The organism is Serratia sp. szju, from assembly GCF_044594185.1.
GTDB classification, from domain to species: domain Bacteria; phylum Pseudomonadota; class Gammaproteobacteria; order Enterobacterales; family Enterobacteriaceae; genus Serratia; species Serratia bockelmannii.
Map to the genome: position 1 here is coordinate 1,752,246 of NZ_CP172576.1, position 20,464 is coordinate 1,772,709.

12 protein-coding genes and 1 riboswitch are annotated in these 20,464 nt (G+C 61.8%); of the genes, 6 read left to right on the top strand and 6 right to left on the bottom strand.

The genetic code is table 11. The annotated features are described in order from the left end of the window. Positions 1–5 precede the first annotated feature (5 nt). From RE418_RS08335 to RE418_RS08355, 5 genes are all read left to right on the top strand, one after another. Positions 6–815 carry an alkaline phosphatase family protein gene (locus RE418_RS08335; protein WP_043139627.1) on the top strand — a complete coding sequence of 270 codons (810 nt, stop codon included), beginning with the start codon at positions 6–8 and terminating at the stop codon, positions 813–815. Further along, positions 812–1,657 (top strand): ABC transporter permease subunit, encoded by an 846-nt coding sequence (locus tag RE418_RS08340; protein ID WP_015379247.1) that lies wholly within the window; start codon positions 812–814, stop codon positions 1,655–1,657. The genes RE418_RS08335 and RE418_RS08340 overlap by 4 nt, the downstream gene beginning before the upstream one ends. Before the next feature lie 17 nt (positions 1,658–1,674). Next, positions 1,675–2,460 carry an ABC transporter permease gene (locus RE418_RS08345; RefSeq protein WP_025304475.1) on the top strand — a complete coding sequence of 262 codons (786 nt, stop codon included), beginning with the start codon at positions 1,675–1,677 and terminating at the stop codon, positions 2,458–2,460. A gap of 4 nt (positions 2,461–2,464) precedes the next feature. Then, the gene (locus RE418_RS08350; protein WP_089181390.1) at positions 2,465–3,457 is read left to right on the top strand and encodes an ABC transporter ATP-binding protein; all 993 of its coding nucleotides are present in this window, start codon (positions 2,465–2,467) and stop codon (positions 3,455–3,457) included. Between the two features lie 207 nt (positions 3,458–3,664). Continuing rightward, complete coding sequence (locus tag RE418_RS08355) at positions 3,665–5,314, top strand: Na/Pi cotransporter family protein (protein ID WP_016930295.1); 1,650 nt, start codon at positions 3,665–3,667, stop codon at positions 5,312–5,314. 47 nt (positions 5,315–5,361) lie between these two features. Here the strand turns inward: RE418_RS08355 and RE418_RS08360 are convergent, their stop codons facing one another. The 5 genes from RE418_RS08360 to RE418_RS08380 all read right to left on the bottom strand — a co-directional run bounded on the left by RE418_RS08360 (position 5,362) and on the right by RE418_RS08380 (position 16,889). Beyond that, positions 5,362–10,188 (bottom strand): hemagglutinin repeat-containing protein, encoded by a 4,827-nt coding sequence (locus RE418_RS08360; protein WP_089181389.1) that lies wholly within the window; start codon positions 10,186–10,188, stop codon positions 5,362–5,364. Between the two features lie 45 nt (positions 10,189–10,233). Continuing rightward, positions 10,234–11,913 carry a ShlB/FhaC/HecB family hemolysin secretion/activation protein gene (locus tag RE418_RS08365; RefSeq protein ID WP_049296296.1) on the bottom strand — a complete coding sequence of 560 codons (1,680 nt, stop codon included), beginning with the start codon at positions 11,911–11,913 and terminating at the stop codon, positions 10,234–10,236. 385 nt (positions 11,914–12,298) lie between these two features. Next, the gene (gene panS, locus RE418_RS08370; RefSeq protein WP_025304471.1) at positions 12,299–13,216 is read right to left on the bottom strand and encodes a ketopantoate/pantoate/pantothenate transporter PanS; all 918 of its coding nucleotides are present in this window, start codon (positions 13,214–13,216) and stop codon (positions 12,299–12,301) included. Between the two features lie 142 nt (positions 13,217–13,358). Continuing rightward, complete coding sequence (gene lysC / locus RE418_RS08375) at positions 13,359–14,726, bottom strand: lysine-sensitive aspartokinase 3 (protein WP_025304470.1); 1,368 nt, start codon at positions 14,724–14,726, stop codon at positions 13,359–13,361. A 108-nt stretch (positions 14,727–14,834) separates the two neighbouring features. Further along, positions 14,835–15,028: riboswitch (Lysine riboswitch) on the bottom strand. 52 nt (positions 15,029–15,080) lie between these two features. Then, positions 15,081–16,889 carry a sodium:proton antiporter gene (locus RE418_RS08380; protein ID WP_025304469.1) on the bottom strand — a complete coding sequence of 603 codons (1,809 nt, stop codon included), beginning with the start codon at positions 16,887–16,889 and terminating at the stop codon, positions 15,081–15,083. A gap of 229 nt (positions 16,890–17,118) precedes the next feature. Between RE418_RS08380 and pgi the strand changes: the two genes are divergently transcribed. Continuing rightward, a complete protein-coding gene (pgi, locus tag RE418_RS08385; RefSeq protein ID WP_004936690.1) occupies positions 17,119–18,765 on the top strand; it encodes a glucose-6-phosphate isomerase in 1,647 nt (548 codons plus the stop codon). A 60-nt stretch (positions 18,766–18,825) separates the two neighbouring features. Here pgi and RE418_RS08390 read toward each other — a convergent pair whose 3' ends face one another. Continuing rightward, positions 18,826–20,259, bottom strand: coding sequence for a capsule assembly Wzi family protein (locus RE418_RS08390; protein ID WP_043139652.1), 1,434 nt, complete (start codon positions 20,257–20,259; stop codon positions 18,826–18,828). Between the last annotated feature and the right edge of the window lie 205 nt (positions 20,260–20,464).

Below are 20,464 nucleotides of genomic sequence, written 5' to 3' on the forward strand. Positions count from 1 at the left end.
GCACCATGAAAACGATCCTCGTGCTGCTGGACGGCCTCAACTACCGGGTGGCGCATGACGCCATGGGGTATCTGCAGGCCGAATGTGCGGCGGGACGCGGGCGGTTGTACCTGCTGGAGAGCGAGTTGCCCTCGCTCTCCCGGCCGCTGTATGAATGCATCCTCACCGGCGTCACGCCGGTGGAGAGCGGCGTGGTGCACAACCACGTCTCGCGCCTTTCTCATCAACAAAGCGTGTTTCATTACGCGCGCGCCGCCGGGCTGACCACCGCCGCCGCCGCGTATCATTGGTTCAGCGAATTGTATAACCGCACGCCGTTCGACGCCGCGCGCGACCGCCACACCGACGCTCCCGAGCTGCCGATTCAGCACGGCCATTTCTATTACGACGACGGCTATCCCGACAGCCATCTGTTCGACGACGCCGAAAGCCTGCGCCAGCGTCATCAGCCGGATTTCCTGCTGATCCACCCGATGAACATCGACGACGCCGGGCACCGCTTCGGCCTCTCTTCGCCGCAGTACCGCAACGCGGCGCGGCGCGCCGACGGCTCGCTGTCGCGCTACCTGCCCGAGTGGCTGGCGGCCGGTTATCAGGTGCTGGTCACCGCCGACCACGGCATGAACGACGATCGCAGCCACGGCGGGGTGTTGCCGGAAGAGCGCCAGGTGCCGCTGTTCGTGTTCGGCGCGGGCTTCAGCCTGGACGACGCCGATCCGCAGCAAACCGAGCTGTGCGGCACGATCTGCGATCTGCTGCAGGCGGCGCATGACAAGCCGCGCTGCCGGGCGCTGCTGGCGCAGGATGCGCGATGAACAGCAAAACCAAATGGATCGCCGCACTGTGCCTGCTGCCGTTTATCGTGCTGTTCGGCGCGTTTCAGATCGCCCCGCTGGTGTGGATCGCGGTTCACAGCTTTTTCAGCGAGACCAGCGGCTGGGGATGGGGCAACTATGTCGATATCCTCACGTCGCCGTTCTACCTGCAGGCCTTTCAGTTCTCGCTGGAGATCTCGCTGTGGTCGAGCGTCTACGGCTTGCTGATTGCATTAGTGGGCAGTTACTCACTTCGCCAGCTCGGCCAGACCCGCTTTCATGACTTCGTGATGTCGTTCACCAACATGACCAGCAACTTCGCCGGGGTGCCGCTGGCGTTCGCCTTCGTCATTCTGTTGGGGTTGAACGGCTGCCTGACGCTGCTGCTGCGCAAATACGGTTTGATGGAGAGCTTCAACCTCTATTCGAAGAGCGGCCTGATCGTGCTGTATACCTACTTCCAGATCCCGTTGGGCGTGCTGTTGCTGTATCCGGCGTTCGATGCGCTGCGCGCCGATTGGCGTGAGTCGGCGGCGCTGCTCGGCGCCGGCCCCTGGCGCTACTGGCGGCATATCGGCCTGCCGGTGCTGGCGCCGGCGCTGATGGGCACCTTCGTCATCCTGCTGGCCAACGCGCTGGGCGCCTACGCCACGGTGTACGCGCTGACCACCGGCAACTTCAACGTGATCCCGATCCGCATCTCGGCGTTGGTGGCGGGGGACATCTCCCTCGATCCGAACCTGGCCAGCGCGCTGGCGATGCTGCTGGTGGTGATGATGGCGTTTATCACGGTAATCCACCAATGGATGCTGCGCAGGAGCTACCTCAATGCGCGCTCATAATCGGATGGAGAATGCTCATGTCGCGTGCTGAACGCCTCTATCACCGCACGGTGACCGGCCTGCTGCTGCTGATCCTGCTGCTGCCGCTGGCGGCGACGCTGATTTATGCGCTGGCCACCCAGTGGGGCGCCACCATTTTACCGGACGGTTTTACCCTGAAGTGGCTGACGGCGCTGTGGAGCGACCCGCGCTTTTTGCAGGCGCTGTGGCACTCGCTGCTGATCTGCTTCGGCACGCTGCTGCTGTCGGTGGTGGTGATCCTGCCGGCGATGTTTGTGATCGCTTACTACTTTCCCAAACTGGACGCGGTGATGAACGTGCTGATCCTGCTGCCGTTCGCCGTGCCGCCGGTGGTGTCGGCGGTGGGGCTGATGCAGCTGTTCGCCGCCGATCCGCTGCCGCTGCTCGGCACCCCCTGGATTTTGGTGGGCTGCTATTTCACCATCGCGCTGCCGTTTATCTACCGCGCCATCAGCAACAACATGCAGGCGATCAACCTGCGCGATCTGATGGACGCCGCGCACCTGCTCGGCGCCAGCACTTGGCAGGCGGCGCTGTGGGTGGTGCTGCCGAACCTGCGCAAGGGCGGAACAATTGCCGTGCTGCTGTCGTTCTCGTTCCTGATCGGCGAGTTCGTGTTCGCCAACCTGCTGGTGGGCAGCCAGTATGAAACGCTGCAGGTCTACCTGTTCAACATGCGCAACGGCAGCGGGCACTTTACCAGCGCGCTGGTCATCTCCTATTTCGCCGTGGTGCTGCTCGTCACCTGGCTGGCGAACCTGCTGAATAAAAACAAGGGCTAACCCGATGGCTTATCTCAACGTCACCCGACTGAACAAACACTATGGCCAGACCCAGGTGTTTCAGGATATCGATTTCACCGCCGAAGAGGGGGAGTTCGTCACCCTGCTGGGGCCGAGCGGCTGCGGAAAATCGACGCTGCTGCGCTGTCTGGCCGGCCTGACCCCGGTCGACAGCGGGCACATTTTGCTGCAGGGCCAGGATCTGGTGCCGCTGGCGCCGCAAAAGCGCGGCATCGGCATGGTGTTTCAAAGTTATGCGCTGTTTCCCAATATGACGGTGGAAGGCAACGTGGCCTTCGGCCTGAAAATGCAGAAGCTGGCGGCCGGGCAGATCGGCCAGCGGGTGCAGGAGGTACTGGCGCTGGTGGAGCTGAGCGATTTGGCGAAGCGCTATCCGCATCAGCTGTCGGGCGGCCAGTGTCAGCGCGTGGCGCTGGCGCGATCGTTGGTCACTCGCCCGCGTCTGCTGCTGCTCGACGAACCGCTGTCGGCGCTGGATGCGCGTATCCGCAAGCACCTGCGCGAGCAGATCCGGCGCATTCAGCGCGAGCTGAACCTGACGGCGATCTTCGTCACCCACGATCAGGAAGAGGCGCTGACCCTGTCGGATCGCATCGTGCTGATGAACAAGGGGCAGATCGTGCAGAGCGGCGATGCGGAAACCCTGTATACCCAGCCGGCGGATGCCTTTGCCGCCGGATTTATCGGCAACTATAACCTGTTGACCGCCGAACAGGCCGCCCAACTGACCGGGCGCAGCTATGCCGGCAAGGTGGCGATCCGCCCTGAGTCCATCGGCCTGTTACCGGCCGGACAGGGGATCGGCGGGGTGATCCTGGGTCACAGTTTGCTCGGGAATGTGGTACGGTATCGGATTCAGGTTTGCGAGGTAGAATTGCTGGTTGACGTGCTCAACCGTTCGGTGGCCGACCTGCGGCCCGACGGCACGGAAATTGGGCTACACTTGGAACCTGTTGTATTGCGGGAAGTTGCATGACTTCGCAGCGCGGCGCCGGGGCCTTCCCGCCGCCGCATTAACCCTTCTCTTCTGCGGTCTGCCGCCCGCCCGCTGTCCTGCCAGACCCACGCCCGGCAGGCGGGACCGCGCGCTGTACCCGTCATCCTTTGGCTCGCCTCTCTGCGTCGCGTGACAAGCATCGGGTATCAGCCTCCTTTGGCCGGGCGTTAATGGAGCGTATCTTCCGTGCTGACCCTTCTTCACCTGCTTTCGTCCGTGGCGCTGTTGGTGTGGGGCACCCACATCGTGCGCACCGGGATCATGCGGGTTTACGGCGCCAATCTGCGGCGCGTGTTGAGCGACAGCGTTGAGAAAAAGCCGCTGGCGTTCGTTTCCGGCATCGGCGTGACCGCGCTGGTGCAAAGCAGCAACGCCACCGCGCTGCTGGTGACCTCTTTCGTCGCGCAGGGGCTGGTGGGGCTGGCGCCTGCGCTGGTGATCATGCTGGGCGCCGACGTCGGCACCGCGCTGATGGCGCGCGTGCTGACCTTCGATCTTTCCTGGCTGTCGCCGCTGCTGATCCTGGTCGGCGTCTTCCTGTTCCTCAGCCGCAAGCAAATGCGGATCGGCCAGATCGGACGCGTCCTGATCGGCCTTGGGCTGATCGTGCTGGCGCTGGAGCTGATCGTCGCCGCCGCCACGCCGATCACCCAGGCGGCCGGGGTGAAAGTGCTGTTCTCGTCGCTGACCGGCGACGTGATGCTGGACGCCCTGACCGGCGCGCTGTTCGCCATCGTCAGCTATTCCAGCCTGGCGGCGGTGCTGCTGACCGCCACCCTGACCGCCACCGGCGTGATTTCGCTGAAGGTGGCGCTCTGTCTGGTGATCGGCGCCAACCTCGGCAGCGGCCTGCTGGCGATGATCAACGCCAGCGGGCAGAACGCCGCCGGGCGGCGCGTAGCGCTCGGCAGCCTGCTGTTCAAGCTGGTGGGCTGCATACTGGTGCTGCCGTTCGTCTCCTATCTGGCGGATTTGATGGCTCAGCTGCCGGGCGGCAGCGAAGAGCTGGTGATCTATTTCCACGTGTTCTACAACCTGATCCGCTGCCTGGTGATGATCCCACTGGCCGGGCCGATGGCGACGCTGTGCGAGCGGCTGATCGTCGACGAAGCGGCCGACGATCCGCGCATGCGGCCGCGCCATCTGGACGCCAGCGCGCTGGATACGCCGACGCTGGCGCTGGCCAATGCGGCGCGTGAAACGCTGCGCATGGGCGACGTGGTGGAACACATGATGATCCTGCAACGTGAAGTGCTGCACGGTAAGCAGGGGGTCGATAAAGAGGTGCGGCGCCTCGACGATGACGTCGACGTGCTGTACACCGCCATCAAGCTGTATCTGGCGCAGATCCAGAAGGAAGATCTGGGCGAGGAAGACTCGCGCCGCTGGGCGGAGATCATCGAAATGGCGCTCAACCTGGAACAGGCGGGCGACATCATCGAGCGCATGGCCGGCGACGTGGGCGCCAAGTCGCACGCCGCGCGCCGCGCCTTCTCGGCGGAAGGGTTGGCGGAGCTGGACGGGCTGCACGAACGGCTGATCGGCAACCTGCGCCTGGGGCTGTCGGTGTTCCTGTCCGGCGACGTCACCAGCGCCAAACGCCTGCGCCGTTCCAAGCACCGCTTCCGCATTCTGGATCGCCGCTACGCGCACGCGCACGTCGATCGTTTGCACCAGCAAAACGTGCAGAGCATCGAGACCAGTTCGTTGCATTTGGGATTGTTGGGGGACATGAAGCGCCTGAACTCGCTGTTCTGCGCGGTGGCTTACAACGTGTTGGATCAGGATGCCAAGGACGACGATCGCGACTGGGAAGACACCCCGAGCACGCTGTAAAAAAACGCCCCCGGTTTTAACCGGGGGCGTTGTGCAGGAAAGGCGCGTTATTTGCCGCTGAACACGCCGGCTTTGGCATCCGCCTGTTTTGTTGAGGCATGGCCGCTGACGAACGGCACGTTGCCGTCAACGCCCTGTTTCGCCGCACCGGCGGCCAGGCCGCCAACCGTGGCCGCCGCATCGACGCGGCCGCCGCCCTGATAGCGTTGGCCGTTGACGTCCTGCTGGCTGACCTGGCTACCGCCCAGTTCCACCTTGCCTTGCTGGCTGCGGATCTCGCCGCCGGTCAGTTGGGTTTGGCCGCCGACCTGCAGCGCCACGCCGTTCTTACCGGTGATCGCCGATTGCTCGCCGACCGCGTTGTTGTTCACCACGTCGGCATTGACCTTGAGGTGCCCCTGGCGACCGGCCGGCCCGGTGATGCTGTCTTTCACCGCGCCGCCGACGGTGCGTGCGCCGCGATCCCACAGCGGGCCTTGCGGTTTTTCGCCGGTCGGCGTTGCCGGCAGCGTGACTTTGCCTTCGGCCTTGCTGAAGCTGACCGCGCCGGTGGTGTCCTGCTGCGGATCGAGGCGACGCGCCACGCTGTTGTACTTGTCGGTGGTGGCGTCGGCCACTTTGTTCACTCCGGCCTCCAGTTTCTCTTTCACCTTACCGGCGTAACGCGGTGTGCCGACCTTCGACAGCTTGGAGGTGATGCTGCTGCCCGGATCGTTGCTGTGGCTCAGACCGGCATCCACATCGACCTTCACCGCGTTCTCAACGTCTTTGCGGCTTTCAACGTGCAGATTGCCGCCCACCTTGCCTTGTACGCTGTCGGCATCGACACGCGCGCCGGCGAGACGGGTGTCTTTGCCGCTGTTGATCGCCACGTCGCCCGCGGTGATGCCGGTGTTGGCGTGGGTGGTTTTATCCTGTTGTTCCACGCCGACCTTCAGACCGGCACCCAGCGTGTGGGTATCTTTGCCAGTGTTCGGGTCGACCTTGCCGCCGGCGTCCTTGTTGAAGGTTTGGCCGCCTTTGGCGTTGGCTTTGATGCCCAGGCTCCAGTTGTCCTTATGCTGCTCGTTTTTGGCGGACTCCAGCAGGATGCCGCCGTTTTTCGCCTCGAGCGCGGCGCTGCCGCCGCTGACTTTGGCCCCCTGCAGATGCAGTGCGTCATCGCCTTTGCCGTTGGCGGACAGGGTGACCTTGCCGTCTGAGGCGATAGTGGCGCCCTGACGCTCGGTTGTGGACTCATTCACCTTGGCGATGTCGAAGGCGCCGCCGGCGGAGAGGTTGCCGCCGGTTTTTTCCTTGCTGTCGCTGCTGCCGGCGCCCAGATCGATATTGCCGGACAGCTTGCTTTCCTTACGCGTTTGGGTCGATTCCGCCGCCTGCAGTGCGACCTTGTTACCCGCGCTCAGGCTGACGTCGCCCTGGCTCTTGACGTTGGTGCCCTGCAGCGTCAGATCGCGGCCCGCCTTCAGCTCAACGCCCTGTTGGCCACTGACGTTGCCGACCTGCGCGGTGCTGCTGCTGCTTTCGCCGTTGTGGGTGCCGCCGCCGAACCCGGCGCCGAAGTTTTTACTGTCGGCGGTGAAACCGCCCTTGGCGGAGGCTTTGACGTTAAAGCCGCTGTGGCTTTCGCTCTGCTTGTCGCTGGCCTGATCAAGGCGGATATCGCCGCCGGCGTTGACGGCGGTTTTACCGCTGCCGCCGTTCAGCGCGGTGCCCTGATAGACCGCGTCTTTTTTCACGTTGACGTTGATGCCGTTGGCCGCGTCGATCGAGCCGGTCACCGCCTGGCTGGCGCTGCTGTTGCTGCGCTGGGTGCCGCCTTCGCCCTTGGCGTCCACGGTCAGATCGCTGCCGGTGGAGGTGTAGACGCGCACGCCGGCGCTGCCGCGGGTATCGCGGCTCTGCTCTTCCTGACGATTTGTCGCAGCTTCGCTGCGGTGGCTGTCCGCCGTCAGCGTGACCGCGCCTTTGTTGGCTTGATATTGCGTGCCCTGATCGCGCACTTTGCCTTTGGCGTTGATGTCGATGCTGCCGGCTTTCACCGAGCTGACGACCGCCTGCGAGCTGCTGCTGCGTTTTTCGCTGCTGCCGCCCTGTGCGCCGATATCCAGGCCGACGTTAGGCGCGCCGATGCCACCGATGTCGTTGATGACGCCCGTGGCGTCCAGCTTGGCCGCCTTGCCGACCGCACGCTCGACCGGACGGGTCACGGCGCTGTAATCGACGTTGGCACCGATGTTCACGCCGACGTCGGTTTTGGTGGTGTTGCTGCTGGTGGTGTCGGCAGCGGCCAGGTGATCGACGTCCGCGGCGTTTTCTTGATAGGTGCCGCCGACGCTGTGCTGCGCACCTTGCTGGGTCAGCTTGTCACGGGCGTTGACAGTCAGGTTGCCTTTGACGTCGCTGCCGGAGGTGACGGCCTTGCTGCTCTGCGCCTGTGTTTTGCTGTTCTCGTAGCCGGCCTCCACGCCGCTGCCGAGCTTGTCGATGCCGCCGGTGTAGTAGAAACCGCCGCCGACCTTGGTCTGCTCGGTATTCGAGGTGGTTTTGTCGTCGGCCGCCAGGAACGAAACCTTATTGCCGCTGACGCTGGCGTCGCCTTTGTCGGCGACCAATTTGGATCCGCTGAAGGTCACGTCCTTATCCGCGTCGAGCTTCACGCTGCCGCCGCTGAGGGTGGCGCCGCGGTTCTCGGTGCGGGTGGTTTTCTCGCTGTTGCGGGTGTGTTCGATGCGTAAACCGGCGCGGTATTGCTTGTCGCCGGCTTCTTTGGCGTAGCCGTTGACGGTGAGCGCGGTTTTCTGCTCGTCGATGTTCTGCTGCTGCTCGGCAGCCTTGACGTTGATATTGCCGGTCTGCGACGTGACGCTCAGCTCGCCGCCGCTGGCGACCTGGCTGCCGATCACGTCGGTGTCCTTACGGCTGACCAGCTTCAGGTTGGTGTCGGACTTCAGCTCGCTGGCGGTGCTGCTCTGATAACTGTTATCGGCCTTGTGCGAACTGCTGGTGATGTTGAAGGCGGTGCCGGTACGCGCGTCGATTTTGTCCACGGTGGTGCTCAGCGCGTTGTCGATGCGCAGGCCGCCGTGGGTGGCGGTGACTTCGCCGCCTTTCTGGCCGCGCGCCTTGCTGCCGGTAATGGTGACGCCTTGCTGACCGTTCAGGCGCAGGGTGCCGCCGCTGGTCAATTCGGAAGCGTGGCTAACTTCGCGGCGATTGCTGTTGTTCTTGTTGTCGCCGCCGCCGATGCCGCCCCAGGAGGTTTTGTCATCGCGCACCGCTTTGGCGTTGGCGGTTTTCTGCACCCCGACCTGGATTTGGTTATCTGCGTCGATCGTCAGATCGCGCTGGGCGTGGACCTTGGCACCCCGAGTCGAGACATTGCGGCCGGCTTTCACCGCCAGTTCGCCCTGGCTGCGCAGTTCACTGGCCTTCAGGCTTTCGCTTTCGTCGCTGCTGCTCCAACTGCCGGTGCGCAGGCTGGAGGTGTGGTTGCGCTGATAGCCGCGTTCGCTGGACTTATCTTTCTCCACCAGCCCGGCGAGGTGCACATCGCGAGCCGCTTTGACGCTCAACGCCCGGTCGGCGCTGACGCTGGCGCCCAACAGGTTCACGTCTTCCCGAGTACTGACGAGTTTGGCGTTGCCGCTGGCGGCGACGGTGCTGCCCGCCTGCTGCAGTTGCTCGCGTTCGCGGGTGACGTCGTATTGCCAGGAATAGAACCAGCGGTCGTCGGTGTGACCTTGAGTTTGCTTCAACTGCTGGCCGTCGAGCGTCAGCTTGCCGCCCTGCAGGGTGATGTCTTCGCCGCGAATATCGGTGGCGGTGAGGTGCGCGTGGTTATCCGCCACCAGGCTGATGTTCTTGCCTTTCAGCTCGGTGCGGGTCAGCTTCTGGCTGCTGCTGCGATCGTTGACGTAGATGCCGCCACGGTAATTTTGATAGTTATCGCCGCCGTTTTTGTTGCTGCTGGCATCTTCAATGCGGCTTTCGCTGCGAATATCGTAGGCTTTCACCTTGAGTTCGTCGCCGGCAGCCAGCGTGCCGGCCAGCTTCACGCCGCTGCCTTGCGCGGTGTTGATGATGTTGATGCGCCCGGCCTGCATGCTGCCGAGGTAGTAGCTGTCCAGCGCGGTCGTCGGCTGTTCGCTGGCCAGCACCTTGCCGTCGCGCGCCACGCGGTTAAGGCCGCTGATGGCGTTGATCGCCGCCGGCGTCACTTTGCCGTTGCGGTGGGTGAAGTCTTGTACGATGACGTTGCCGCGGCTGTCTATCTTCGGTGCGATCAGATCCAGCACGCCGCTGGCGTTCAGGGTGCCGTTGAGGCTCAGGGTATTGCGGTTGCCCAGGGTGCTGTAGCCCTGCAACAGGCCGTTTTCCACCAGCGGGTTGCCGACCACCAGCGAGGAGCGGCTGGTGTTGATGAACCCGCAGCCCTGGCAGCTGATGCCGTTCGGGTTGGCCAGCACGTAGTCGGCCGCCATGCCGAAGATCTCTTGCTGGCCGTGCAGCAGCGACGGGTTGCGGCCGATCACTTCATTAAGGATCACACTGGCTTCGCGTCCGCCCAGATTCGGGTTGGCACCCAGTTGCCCGGCCAGCTGCGACAGCCCCGCCTCGCGGGAGTTGTTCAGCACCGCGCCGGGTTGGTTGACGTTGAAGTCCTGGTATTGGTTATGCGACAGTCCGCTGCCGTTCGGCGCGACGATGTCGACCACCTGGGCGCCGGTGGCGGCGGTGGAAACGCCGGGGCCGTTGGCGCCGTTGGCCGCGACGATCTCTCCGGCGTAGGCGCCGGTGGAAGCGGCGAGAATTATCGCCAGCGCGGCGGCCAGTTTGCCTGCCGCCGAAAGTCTGAAGTTATTATTTTTCATCCATGTATCTCCGTATATTGCCGTGGGGTCCTGCAAAACTGCTGATTAAAAGGTGTAAGAAAAGCGCGCCAGCACCTGAACGGGATCCTCGGGCGTGGCGTGGTTCGACAAGATCCAGCCGCGGCTGACCTCCAGATCGACCAGCGCCTGGCGGTAGCGTAACGTGGCGCCGCTGCTCAGCCCGGCGCTGCTGCGCCAGCCCGAGTTATCCTGACGCGGCAAAATGCGGCCGACGTCGGCGCCAAGGCGCGGCGTCAGCGTGGCGGCGCCTAAATTGAAGCTGCGCGACAGCGTATTCTGCAGATACCAGCCGTTGTCGCCGGACTGGGTACTGCGGCTGAAGCCGCGTACGGCGCTGCGATCGGTGAGGCTCAGCCACTCCACGCCGGGCAGCGGGTCGCGGCTGTACTGGCCATAGAACAGGTTGTTGAGCTGATAGGTGGCGTCACCCAGCTTGAGACGCTGGCTGAGGTTGGCGAACAGCTTGCCTTTGGTGAACTGGCTGTCGAGGTGCACCGAGCTCGGGTGGCGATCGGCGCCCAGCCATGGCAGGCCCTGTTCGACGCTGAGGTTGGCGCTGAACACCCCGTTGGGCAGAATCTGCAGGTGGCTGGCGCTCAGCTCGGCCAGGGTCAGCGTGGGGCTGCTGACCTCGAGGCGCACGCTTTCGAAGTAGTTATCGATGCGCTTGTAGGTCAGCTGTCCGCTCAGGCTGTCTATCTGATCGTGATCGCGGTAAAACACGTAGTCGCTGCGCAGACCGTACTGTTGGGTCTGGCCGTGCAGTTTGACCACGTTGTGCGGCAGCTGCTGGTGGTTCTCATAGGACGAGAAGCTGGCGAACCCGCTGAAGGTGAACGCGCCGTACGGCAGCGAATAGAGCAGGGTATAGGCGCGATTATAGCGGTGGGCCGGGTTTTCCAGCGTGCTGTTGGCGTTCAGGCTGACGAAGTCCGACAGGCCGAACGGGCTGTCCAGCGTGGCGGTGGCACGTGCCAGCCACTGGCCGGTGCTTTTTTGGCCGTAATTATCCGTGCCGGCGGTAATCAGCCAGGGCTTGGCATGCTGATTGCGCAAACGAATGACCGAACCGCCAACCTGATGGCCGGGTAATATATCCAGCTTGGTGGTATTCGATTGCAAACGGTTAGCCTGATCCAATCCCTGGTCGAGATCGGTTAATTTCAACGGCTTGCCTTCCAGCCCCGGAAATAATAAACGGCTGTTGACCCAGCGATCGCCGCCTTCTATTTTCTCGATAAATCCTTCGGTGACGCTTAACCCCAATTCTCCTTGTGAATTAGGGCGAACAATTTGCACGCGCGCGGTGATATAGCCCTTTTGCACATAAAGACGCGTTAATTCACGGGTCAGGCGATTGATATCGTTGCTGCTGATGCACTGTTCCGGCAACGCGCTCAGGGCGGATAAATCGCTCGGCGAGAGCAGGGTGACGCCCTGCAGATAAACGCCGGCGATCGGCAGGCACTGCGCGGACTGCGGCAGGGCGGGCGCGGCCGGCTCCGGCTCCGCCAGCAGGCGCTGCTGCTTCAGCTGCTGGTAACGGCGTTGCTCAATCAACTGGTTGACTTCACGCGTGCTGTCTTGCAGCGCGCGGCGCGACTCGCCCATCGACATATCCCGCATCATGTGGGCATCCGGCAGGGTTTCGGCGGAAAGGGCCGTGCTGACCAACAGCGTCAAGGCGGTGATTTTTTTTATCATTGTAATCCATTATGAGAGGCCGCCGGGGCAGCCAGCCCAATCCATGAGGTTAACCACGGGCGGCCGAGGGCCGGCCCGAAATAATGAGCGACATGCACATTGCGAGGTATCTTGATTTGCCGCAGCAAATAAGACGGTGGGTATATATCTAAATAATAATTAGGCTGCTTCTTTTATGGCGGGCAACCCTGGTGACTTAATTAATTAAAAAAAGTAGAACGTCTCTTCCTCTTGCCAACATTATCGGCATGGATAGGAAGAATCTGAATTTTTATTTTTCACGGATGATAGGGGATGAGGGAAATTATGACAATCCGACCAGTGGGAAATACGAAATTTCGCAGGGAAGAAACGGGACGCAATTGTTTGCGTCCCGACAGGCGGTTTATTTTTTCTTGATAGGGCGGCCGGACCAATACCCTGCCAGCAGCGAACCGGAGAGGTTGTGCCAGACCGAGAACAGCGCGCCCGGCAGCGCGGCCAGCGGCGAGAAATAGATTTTGCCCAACGTGGCTGCCAGCCCGGAGTTCTGCATCCCGACTTCGATCGCCAGCGTGCGGCAGGTGGACTCGTCGAAGCCGAACAATTTGCCGCCCCAGTAGCCGCTCAGCAGGCCGATGCCGTTGTGCAGGATCACCGCGACGATCACCACCAGACCGACCGAGGCGATATGGCTTTGGCTGCCCGCCACCACCGCGCTGATGATGGCCAGAATGCACACCATCGACAGCGCCGGCAGCAGCGGCTCGATGCGCTTTACCGTTTTGGTCAGGGTATGGTGGACGATCAGGCCCAGGCCGATCGGGATCACCACGATCTGCAGAATGCTCAACAGCATGCCCATGATATCGACGCTGATCTCGGCGTCGACGTACAGGCGGGTCAGCAGCGGCGTGGCGAACACCCCCACCAGCGTTGAGACCGCCGAGATGGTCACCGACAGCGCCACGTCGCCCTTGGCCAGATAGATCATCACGTTGGAGGCGGTGCCGCTGGCCACGCTGCCCACCAGCACCATGCCGGCGGACAGATCCGGCGGCATGCGAAACAGCATCGCCAGGATCCAGGCCGCCAGCGGCATGATCAGATAGTGCAGGAAGATGCCGGCCGCCACCGGGCCGGGGCGCGCCAGCACGCGTTTGAAGTCGTCCAGTCGCAGCGTGACGCCCATGGCGAACATGATCAGCATCAGCAGCGGGCTGACGTAGGGGCCGATGCCGGTAAAGGTGGTCGGCGTGTAATAGGCGGCGACGGACAGCAGTATCGCCCACAGGGGGAATAAACGCGTGAGTAGAGCCAACATGCAGGTTTTCCTTAGCCAGATTGAGAACGATGGGTGTGGTTGTGTTTTTTGCGGGTTCAACAGGCTGAACCCCTGCAGGTTTTGAACGGATTTTTTAGACGCAGGGGCGCAGCATGCTGCGCCCGCAATCAGGGATAATGACTTATTCGAACAGGTTGTGATGCAGGGTACGCACCACCTGTTCGGCTTCTTCGCCCGGCACCAGGAAGCACAGGTTATAGCTGCTGGCACCGTAGCAGATCAGGCGGATATTGAACGGATCGAGCACGCCGAACACCTCTTTGCCCACGCCGCAGGCGCGCGACAGCTGGTTACCGATGATCGCCACCAGCGCCAGGTTTTCTTCCACTTCCACCCGGCACAGCGACGACAGTTCGGTCAGCAGTGAGGTGGTCAGCAGGCTGCCGCCGACGGAGGTGGCGCCGGTGGTATCCATGGTCAGCGCGATGCTGACTTCCGAAGTGGTGATAAGATCGACGGAGACATTATGGCGCGCCAGGATGTTGAACACCTCGGCCAGGAAACCGCGCGCGTGCAACATGTTCAGGCTGTGCAGCGTCAGCAGCGTTTGCTTGCGGCGCAGCGCCAGTGCGCGGAACAGCGGCGGATTCTCGGTGGTGTTGCACACCAGCGTGCCGCCGGCCGCCGGATCCTTGCTGGAGCCGACGAACACCGGAATGTCGCTGCGCACCGCCGGCAGCAGGGTGGCCGGATGCAGCACTTTGGCGCCGAAGGTGGCCATTTCCGCCGCCTCTTCGAAACCGATTTTGTCGATGCGCTTGGCCGCCGGCACCACCCGCGGATCGGTGGTGTAGATGCCCGGCACGTCGGTCCAGATATCTACCCGGCCAGCGCCGAGCGCCTCGCCGAGCAGCGCGGCGGTATAGTCGCTGCCGCCGCGGCCGAGCGTGGTAGTGCGGCCTTTCGGCTCGCTGCCGATAAAGCCCTGGGTGACCACCAGCGCTTCCTGCAGGCGCGGCTGCAACTGCGTCCGGGCCAGTTCGCTGAGCGCGGCGCTGTCCGGCACGGCGCGGCCAAAGTGATCGTCGGTGCGCATCACTTTACGCACGTCGAACCATTCGGCCTGCACGTTGCGGGCGCGCAGGATTTCCACGAACAGCAGGGTGGACATCAGCTCCCCATGGCTGACCAGCTCGTCGGTCAACGCCGTCGAGGTGGCCAGCGACGCGGCCTCCGACAGCATGGCGATGTTTTCCAGCAGGCGGTCTATCTCGTCGCGGATCACCGCAGGCGCCGCGAGGCGATCGAGGATGGCGTACTGGATGCGACGAATTTCATCAAGCTGGTAGTTGCGCTTGTCGGCCTCGCAGCCTTCGGCCAGGGCGACCAACAGGTTGGTGACACCCGCCGAGGCGGACAACACCACCAGGCGGACCTGCGGGTTGGCCAGCACGACGTCGGCGCTGCGGTTCATGGCTTCAAAGTCGGCGACGCTGGTGCCGCCGAACTTGGCTACCACGGTGGAATTCTGGGGTACTGCTTGGTTCATGTAGAAACCTCGTGTCAGGGATGCCCGTTTGGGGGCACTGTAATTCCATAGCCTTGGCACAAGGGGAGAGCGGTAAACAGGGGGCAGGCGTAGAGGTCAGGCTACGATACACCCAGAAGCGCCCCACCTTGTCGATCGCCCTGTGGCGATCCCCTGGTGACAACCCAGGGGATTCAGCCCCTGTAGTCGATACGATAATGGCCGGCCATTATCGTACCTCGGCGTCGCTCCCCCTCGGGTGCCGTCAACGGAGAAACGGCTCCTCTGACACTCTACCTGGGCGACGCGCCTCTTCTGGCTTGCGCACCGGGTGCGCAAGTAGGCTGTTAGGAATAGCCGGTTATCGCCATTCTGTCAACGTACAGACGGTGAGGGATTTTCATCTTGTACCAGCGCGATAAGCGTACAGGGCATCGTGGGCGTGGAACCGGCGCCAATCGGGTGCAGAGAACCGTCCTCCTTTTGGCTGAATAACGGGATAACACCCTGATGTTTCTCCAAATACTCCAGCCAACCGAAATTTTCATTCAATTTGGTTGCTTTGATGGTGGCCCCCCTGGCGAGCAGGCTGCTCAGGCGGCCGTAGGTGGCTTCCTGATTAAATAAAATTTCATGCCGGCGGAAACGCGAACTTTCCGCGCTGGCACCGCGCCCTTTCAGCGGCGCCCCCGAACGGATGGCAAACACGTGATCCTCGCCGAAGAGATGGCCGAAGTGGTAGACCGCCAGCGCGTTCTGGTGGCGATTGGGCGACAGCGCCAACACCTGGGCGATATTGCTCAGATCGAGGTAGTTCTCGGCGTGTTCGGAGTAGGCGTGGCCATAGTAGGCCGGAATGCCGTCCATACGCGCCTGACGGTAGTATTCCCAACTGCTGTCGGTGACGATCACCGGCACGTTCAGCTTGATCAGCGCCTGCGCCAGCATGCGCGCCACGCTGTTGGCGCCGACGATCAGTACGCCGCGCGGCTTTTGCTGCTGCACCCGCAGCCAGCGCGCCATCATGCCGCTGGTCAGGCTTTGCAACACCACGGTACCGATGATGATGGCGAACACCACGGTCACCAGCCGGTCGGCGCCCTGATAGCCGCTGCGCTGCAGCGTCAACGCGAACAGCGAGCTGACCGCCGCGGCCACGATGCCGCGCGGGGCGATCCAGCACAGCAGCAGCCGATCGCGCCAATGCAGGGAAGAGCGCCAGGTCGAGACCGCGATGCACAGCGGCCGGGCGATAAACTGCACCGCCAGCAGCAGCAGCAGCAGCGGCCAGCCCATGTTCCACAGCGCCTGGATGTCGAGCCGCGCCGCCAGAATGATGAACAGCGCCGAGATCAGGATCGCCGACAGTTCTTCTTTGAACGCCAGAATATCGCTGGTATCGACGTCGCGCATGTTGGCCAGCCAGATGCCCATCACCGTGACGGTCAACAGGCCGGATTCGTCGGCGATGGCGTTGGAAACGCCGAAGGCGGTCAGCATGATCGCCAGCACCGCCAGGTTCTGCAGGTAGCGTGGCAGCCAGACGCGGCGCAGCGCCAGGCCGAGCAGGTAGCCGAACAGCGCGCCGGCGATAAGGCCGACGGCGGCAGTCACGCCCAGCGTCCAAAACAGGTGGGTATAGGACTCCGCATTCTGCTTCAGTACGATGAACTCGAACACCAGCAGGGTGAAGATGGCGCCAACCGGATCGATGACGATCCCTTCCCAGCGCAACACCTGGTTAATGTTGGCGTTCGGTCGCACCACGCGCATCAGCGGAGCGATCACCGTCGGCCCGGTCACCACCGTCACCGCGCCGATCAGCGCCGCCAGCTCCGGCGGGAAATCCAGCAACCACCAGCTGGCGAGGCTGATGACCAGAAAGGTGACCAGCATGCCGACGGTGACCAGATTACGCACCACGCCGCCGAGGCCGCGTATCTCCTCGAAGCGCAGCGTCAGCGCCCCCTCGAACAGGATGATCGCCACCGACAGCGACACCAGTGGAAACAGCAGATCGCCGAACAGCAGATCCGGCTGCACCAGATGCACCGTCGGGCCGAGCACGATGCCGAACAGCAGCAGCGGCAAAATGGCCGGCAGACGCAGCAGCCAGGCCAGCCACTGCGCCAGCAGCGACGCCAGGCCGATAAGCACCAACATAAGTGGGGCGGATAATTCCATAAGCGAGATCCCTTTCAAATGACGAAATAAGTAACGATGACACAGCCTGATGACAATTCGGCAACCCCGATAACAGGCCGTTAGCCAAAAGTATAGAGTGAAAGCTGAAACGAGGCGGCAATGCGTTGACAGTTAGCGCCTATCGCAAGAAAAGCGATCATAATCACAGTCGAACAGGCTACAATCGGACAAACGCGTCATTTTTATTCTCAAGCCTAAGAGTGTTGCTATGAAAAATATCAATCCTAGTCAAACCGCTGCTTGGCAAGCCCTGCAGCAACATTATGCACAGATGAAAGACGTACGGATCGCCGACCTGTTCGCCGAGGACAGCGATCGTTTCTCCAGGTTCTCCGCGACCTTCAACGATCAAATGTTGGTGGACTATTCCAAGAACCGCATCACGCAGGAAACCCTGGAGAAGCTGCAGGCGTTGGCGAAAGAAACCGATCTGCAAGGCGCCATCAAATCGATGTTCGCCGGTGAGAAGATCAACCGCACCGAAGATCGCGCGGTGCTGCATATTGCCCTGCGCAATCGCAGCAACAGCCCGATCCTGGTCGACGGCAAAGACGTGATGCCGGAAGTGAACGCGGTGCTGGCCAAGATCAAACAGTTCTGCGCGCGCGTCATCGGCGGCGAGTGGAAAGGCTACACCGGCAAGCCGATTACCGACGTGGTGAACATCGGCATCGGCGGTTCGGATCTCGGCCCTTACATGGTGACCGAAGCGCTACGCCCGTATAAAAACCACCTGAACATGCACTTCGTCTCCAACGTTGACGGTACCCACATCGCCGAAACGCTGCAGCCGCTGAATCCGGAAACTACGCTGTTCCTGGTGGCTTCCAAAACCTTCACTACTCAGGAAACCATGACCAACGCCCACAGCGCGCGCGACTGGTTCCTGAGCAGCGCCGCCGATCAACAGCACGTGGCCAAGCACTTCGCTGCGTTGTCCACCAACGGCAAAGCGGTGGCCGAGTTCGGCATCGATACCGACAACATGTTCGAGTTCTGGGACTGGGTAGGGGGCCGTTACTCCCTGTGGTCGGCGATCGGTCTGTCGATTGCGCTGTCCATCGGTTACGACAACTTCGAGCAGCTGCTGAGCGGCGCGCACGCCATGGACAAGCACTTCGCCGAAACGCCGGCGGAGAAAAACCTGCCGGTGCTGTTGGCGCTGATCGGTATCTGGTACAACAACTTCTTCGGCGCCGAAACCGAAGCCATTCTGCCGTACGATCAGTACATGCACCGTTTTGCCGCTTACTTCCAGCAGGGCAACATGGAATCCAACGGCAAGTACGTCGACCGCAACGGCAATCCGGTGGATTACCAGACCGGCCCTATCATCTGGGGCGAGCCGGGCACCAACGGCCAGCATGCGTTCTACCAGTTGATCCACCAGGGCACCAAGCTGGTGCCGTGCGATTTCATCGCGCCGGCCATCAGCCATAACCCGCTGGGCGATCACCACGCCAAACTGCTGTCCAACTTCTTCGCGCAGACCGAAGCCCTGGCGTTCGGCAAGTCGCTGGAAGTGGTGGAGGCGGAGTTCGCGGCGCAGGGTAAAACCCCTGAGCAGGTTAAACACGTGGCGCCGTTCAAAGTGTTTGAAGGCAACCGTCCGACCAACTCGATCCTGCTGCGTGAAATCACCCCGTTCAGCCTGGGTAGCCTGATCGCGCTGTACGAGCACAAGATCTTTACTCAGGGCGCGATCCTGAACATCTTCACCTTCGATCAGTGGGGCGTGGAGCTGGGCAAACAGCTGGCTAACCGCATCCTGCCGGAGCTGGCGGGCAGCGAGAAAATCAGCAGTCACGACAGCTCGACCAATGCGCTGATCAACCGCTTCAAGGAATGGCGCTAAGCGCCTGAGCTGAAGCCAATAAAAAACCCGCCGCGGCGGGTTTTTTTACGTCTGCGAAAGTTACAGATTGATTGGCACTTCGAAGCTGACGCCCGCGCCCACGTCATCGGCGGTGCTGTGATCGTTGTCGGTGTACCACAGGCTGGTATCAAACTTAACCTGAGAATCGAAGCTGTAACCCCAGCCGAGCTGAATGCCTTTCAGCGTATCGGAACGCGGGAACGCCCGGTTGATAGTTTGGTTGTTCGGGTTCACTTTGGCGTACACCAGTCGGGTACTCCAACGTTGGCCATCGTCCAGCACCATTTCCACGCGACCGGACAGCATTTGGCCGTCTCCGCCCATCGCATGACCCAGCGGATAACCTTGCTGGTAGTAACCGCCCTTGTAGACGTAGTGGTAATACATCACATTATTGTCGTGGCCATCGGAGCGTGTATCCGACCCTTCGATATACCAGTTGATGGTCGTTGGACCCCACTCTGGGTGCCCTTCCAGGCCCAACAGATAGGCATTATGCGAAGGCAGCATACCGGCTTCATCTTCGCCGGTGATTTGGCCATACAGGCTGACCGGCAGACCGATGAGCGGCTGCAGCTTGAGTTTGAAGTCAAATCCGCCCAGTTGGTTGCCCGGATCGTTTTTCGGATCGCCGGTGTTATCGTTGCCAGTTACGCCATCCCAGAAGGAACTCCAGGAGTGAGGGCGGCCTTCACCACCCCACATCATGACGCGTGAAGCGCCCAACTCCAGAAAGTCGGTAGGCATCATAGTGAAACGGCCGCCAAACAATTTGGTATGTGGGACAGAACTGTACTGCGACAGCTGGCCGGCGGACAATTGATATTGCCAGCGGCCGATCCACGACAGCCACGGGGTTTCAAACGGTGATTGGTCGGCGCGCTGCAGCATAAAGCCGGCCACCGGGCGCGCGGCGTCGGAGCGGATCAGGCTGCCGTCGTAGCCCGGTCCCCACCACTGGGAAACCTCGCCGAAGGAGAGCCACTGATTCCAGATTTTCACCGCGCCGTAGGAGCCGTTCATATTGAATTTGGAACCGTCGCTGACGCGCTGATCGCCTTCCACCGAGCCCTGCAGACGCACGTCCCAGAACTCGCCGTTGGCGCCGGCGCCGATGGTCAGGCGATCGTCGGCGTACTCGTTTTGGCCGAAGCCCTGCGGGGTGCCGGGTTTATCGGTCGACGCGTAACCGCTGACGCGGATGTTGGCTTTCAGGGCATCGACACGACGTTGTACGCGGTCAATGACGTTTTTCTCGGTGTTGGTCACCGGCTTGGCCTGCGCGATAACGGAACTGATCTCTTCTTGACTCAGCGGCCAGGTGGACAGGCTGACGTTGATAACGCCGCGGTCAGACAACCAGGCGAGATCGTTACGCAGATCGTTGTCAGGGGCTACCAGGCCGGCGGCGTGGCCGGACAATGCACAGGTAAACAGGCCCGCAGCGACCAGTCCGTTAAGTTTAGCGCGCATAAAGAATTCCCTTGTTAATTCGAGGTTATTGGTTTTATGTAAAGATCTCTGTGACCCATGATAGTTGACATTTCGATTTGCTACAAATCTATAAGCCAGAAACATCTTATTATAACTTTATGAATTAAATGGGGTTTAAAGTGCTTTCGCGCGGGGCATAATTTTTAAGACAATGCCTATATTGGCACAGTTGAATCATATAAGC

What these genes read in the sequence shown, in the direction of transcription:
- RE418_RS08390 (WP_043139652.1), bottom strand. Translation starts at nt 20,259, where the DNA reads ATGCGCGCTAAACTTAACGGACTGGTCGCTGCGGGCCTGTTTACCTGT.
- panS (WP_025304471.1), bottom strand. Translation starts at nt 13,216, where the DNA reads ATGTTGGCTCTACTCACGCGTTTATTCCCCCTGTGGGCGATACTGCTG.
- RE418_RS08335 (WP_043139627.1), top strand. Translation starts at nt 6, where the DNA reads ATGAAAACGATCCTCGTGCTGCTGGACGGCCTCAACTACCGGGTGGCG.
- pgi (WP_004936690.1), top strand. Translation starts at nt 17,119, where the DNA reads ATGAAAAATATCAATCCTAGTCAAACCGCTGCTTGGCAAGCCCTGCAG.
- RE418_RS08365 (WP_049296296.1), bottom strand. Translation starts at nt 11,913, where the DNA reads ATGATAAAAAAAATCACCGCCTTGACGCTGTTGGTCAGCACGGCCCTT.
- RE418_RS08360 (WP_089181389.1), bottom strand. Translation starts at nt 10,188, where the DNA reads ATGAAAAATAATAACTTCAGACTTTCGGCGGCAGGCAAACTGGCCGCC.
- RE418_RS08350 (WP_089181390.1), top strand. Translation starts at nt 2,465, where the DNA reads ATGGCTTATCTCAACGTCACCCGACTGAACAAACACTATGGCCAGACC.
- RE418_RS08345 (WP_025304475.1), top strand. Translation starts at nt 1,675, where the DNA reads ATGTCGCGTGCTGAACGCCTCTATCACCGCACGGTGACCGGCCTGCTG.
- lysC (WP_025304470.1), bottom strand. Translation starts at nt 14,726, where the DNA reads ATGAACCAAGCAGTACCCCAGAATTCCACCGTGGTAGCCAAGTTCGGC.
- RE418_RS08380 (WP_025304469.1), bottom strand. Translation starts at nt 16,889, where the DNA reads ATGGAATTATCCGCCCCACTTATGTTGGTGCTTATCGGCCTGGCGTCG.
- RE418_RS08340 (WP_015379247.1), top strand. Translation starts at nt 812, where the DNA reads ATGAACAGCAAAACCAAATGGATCGCCGCACTGTGCCTGCTGCCGTTT.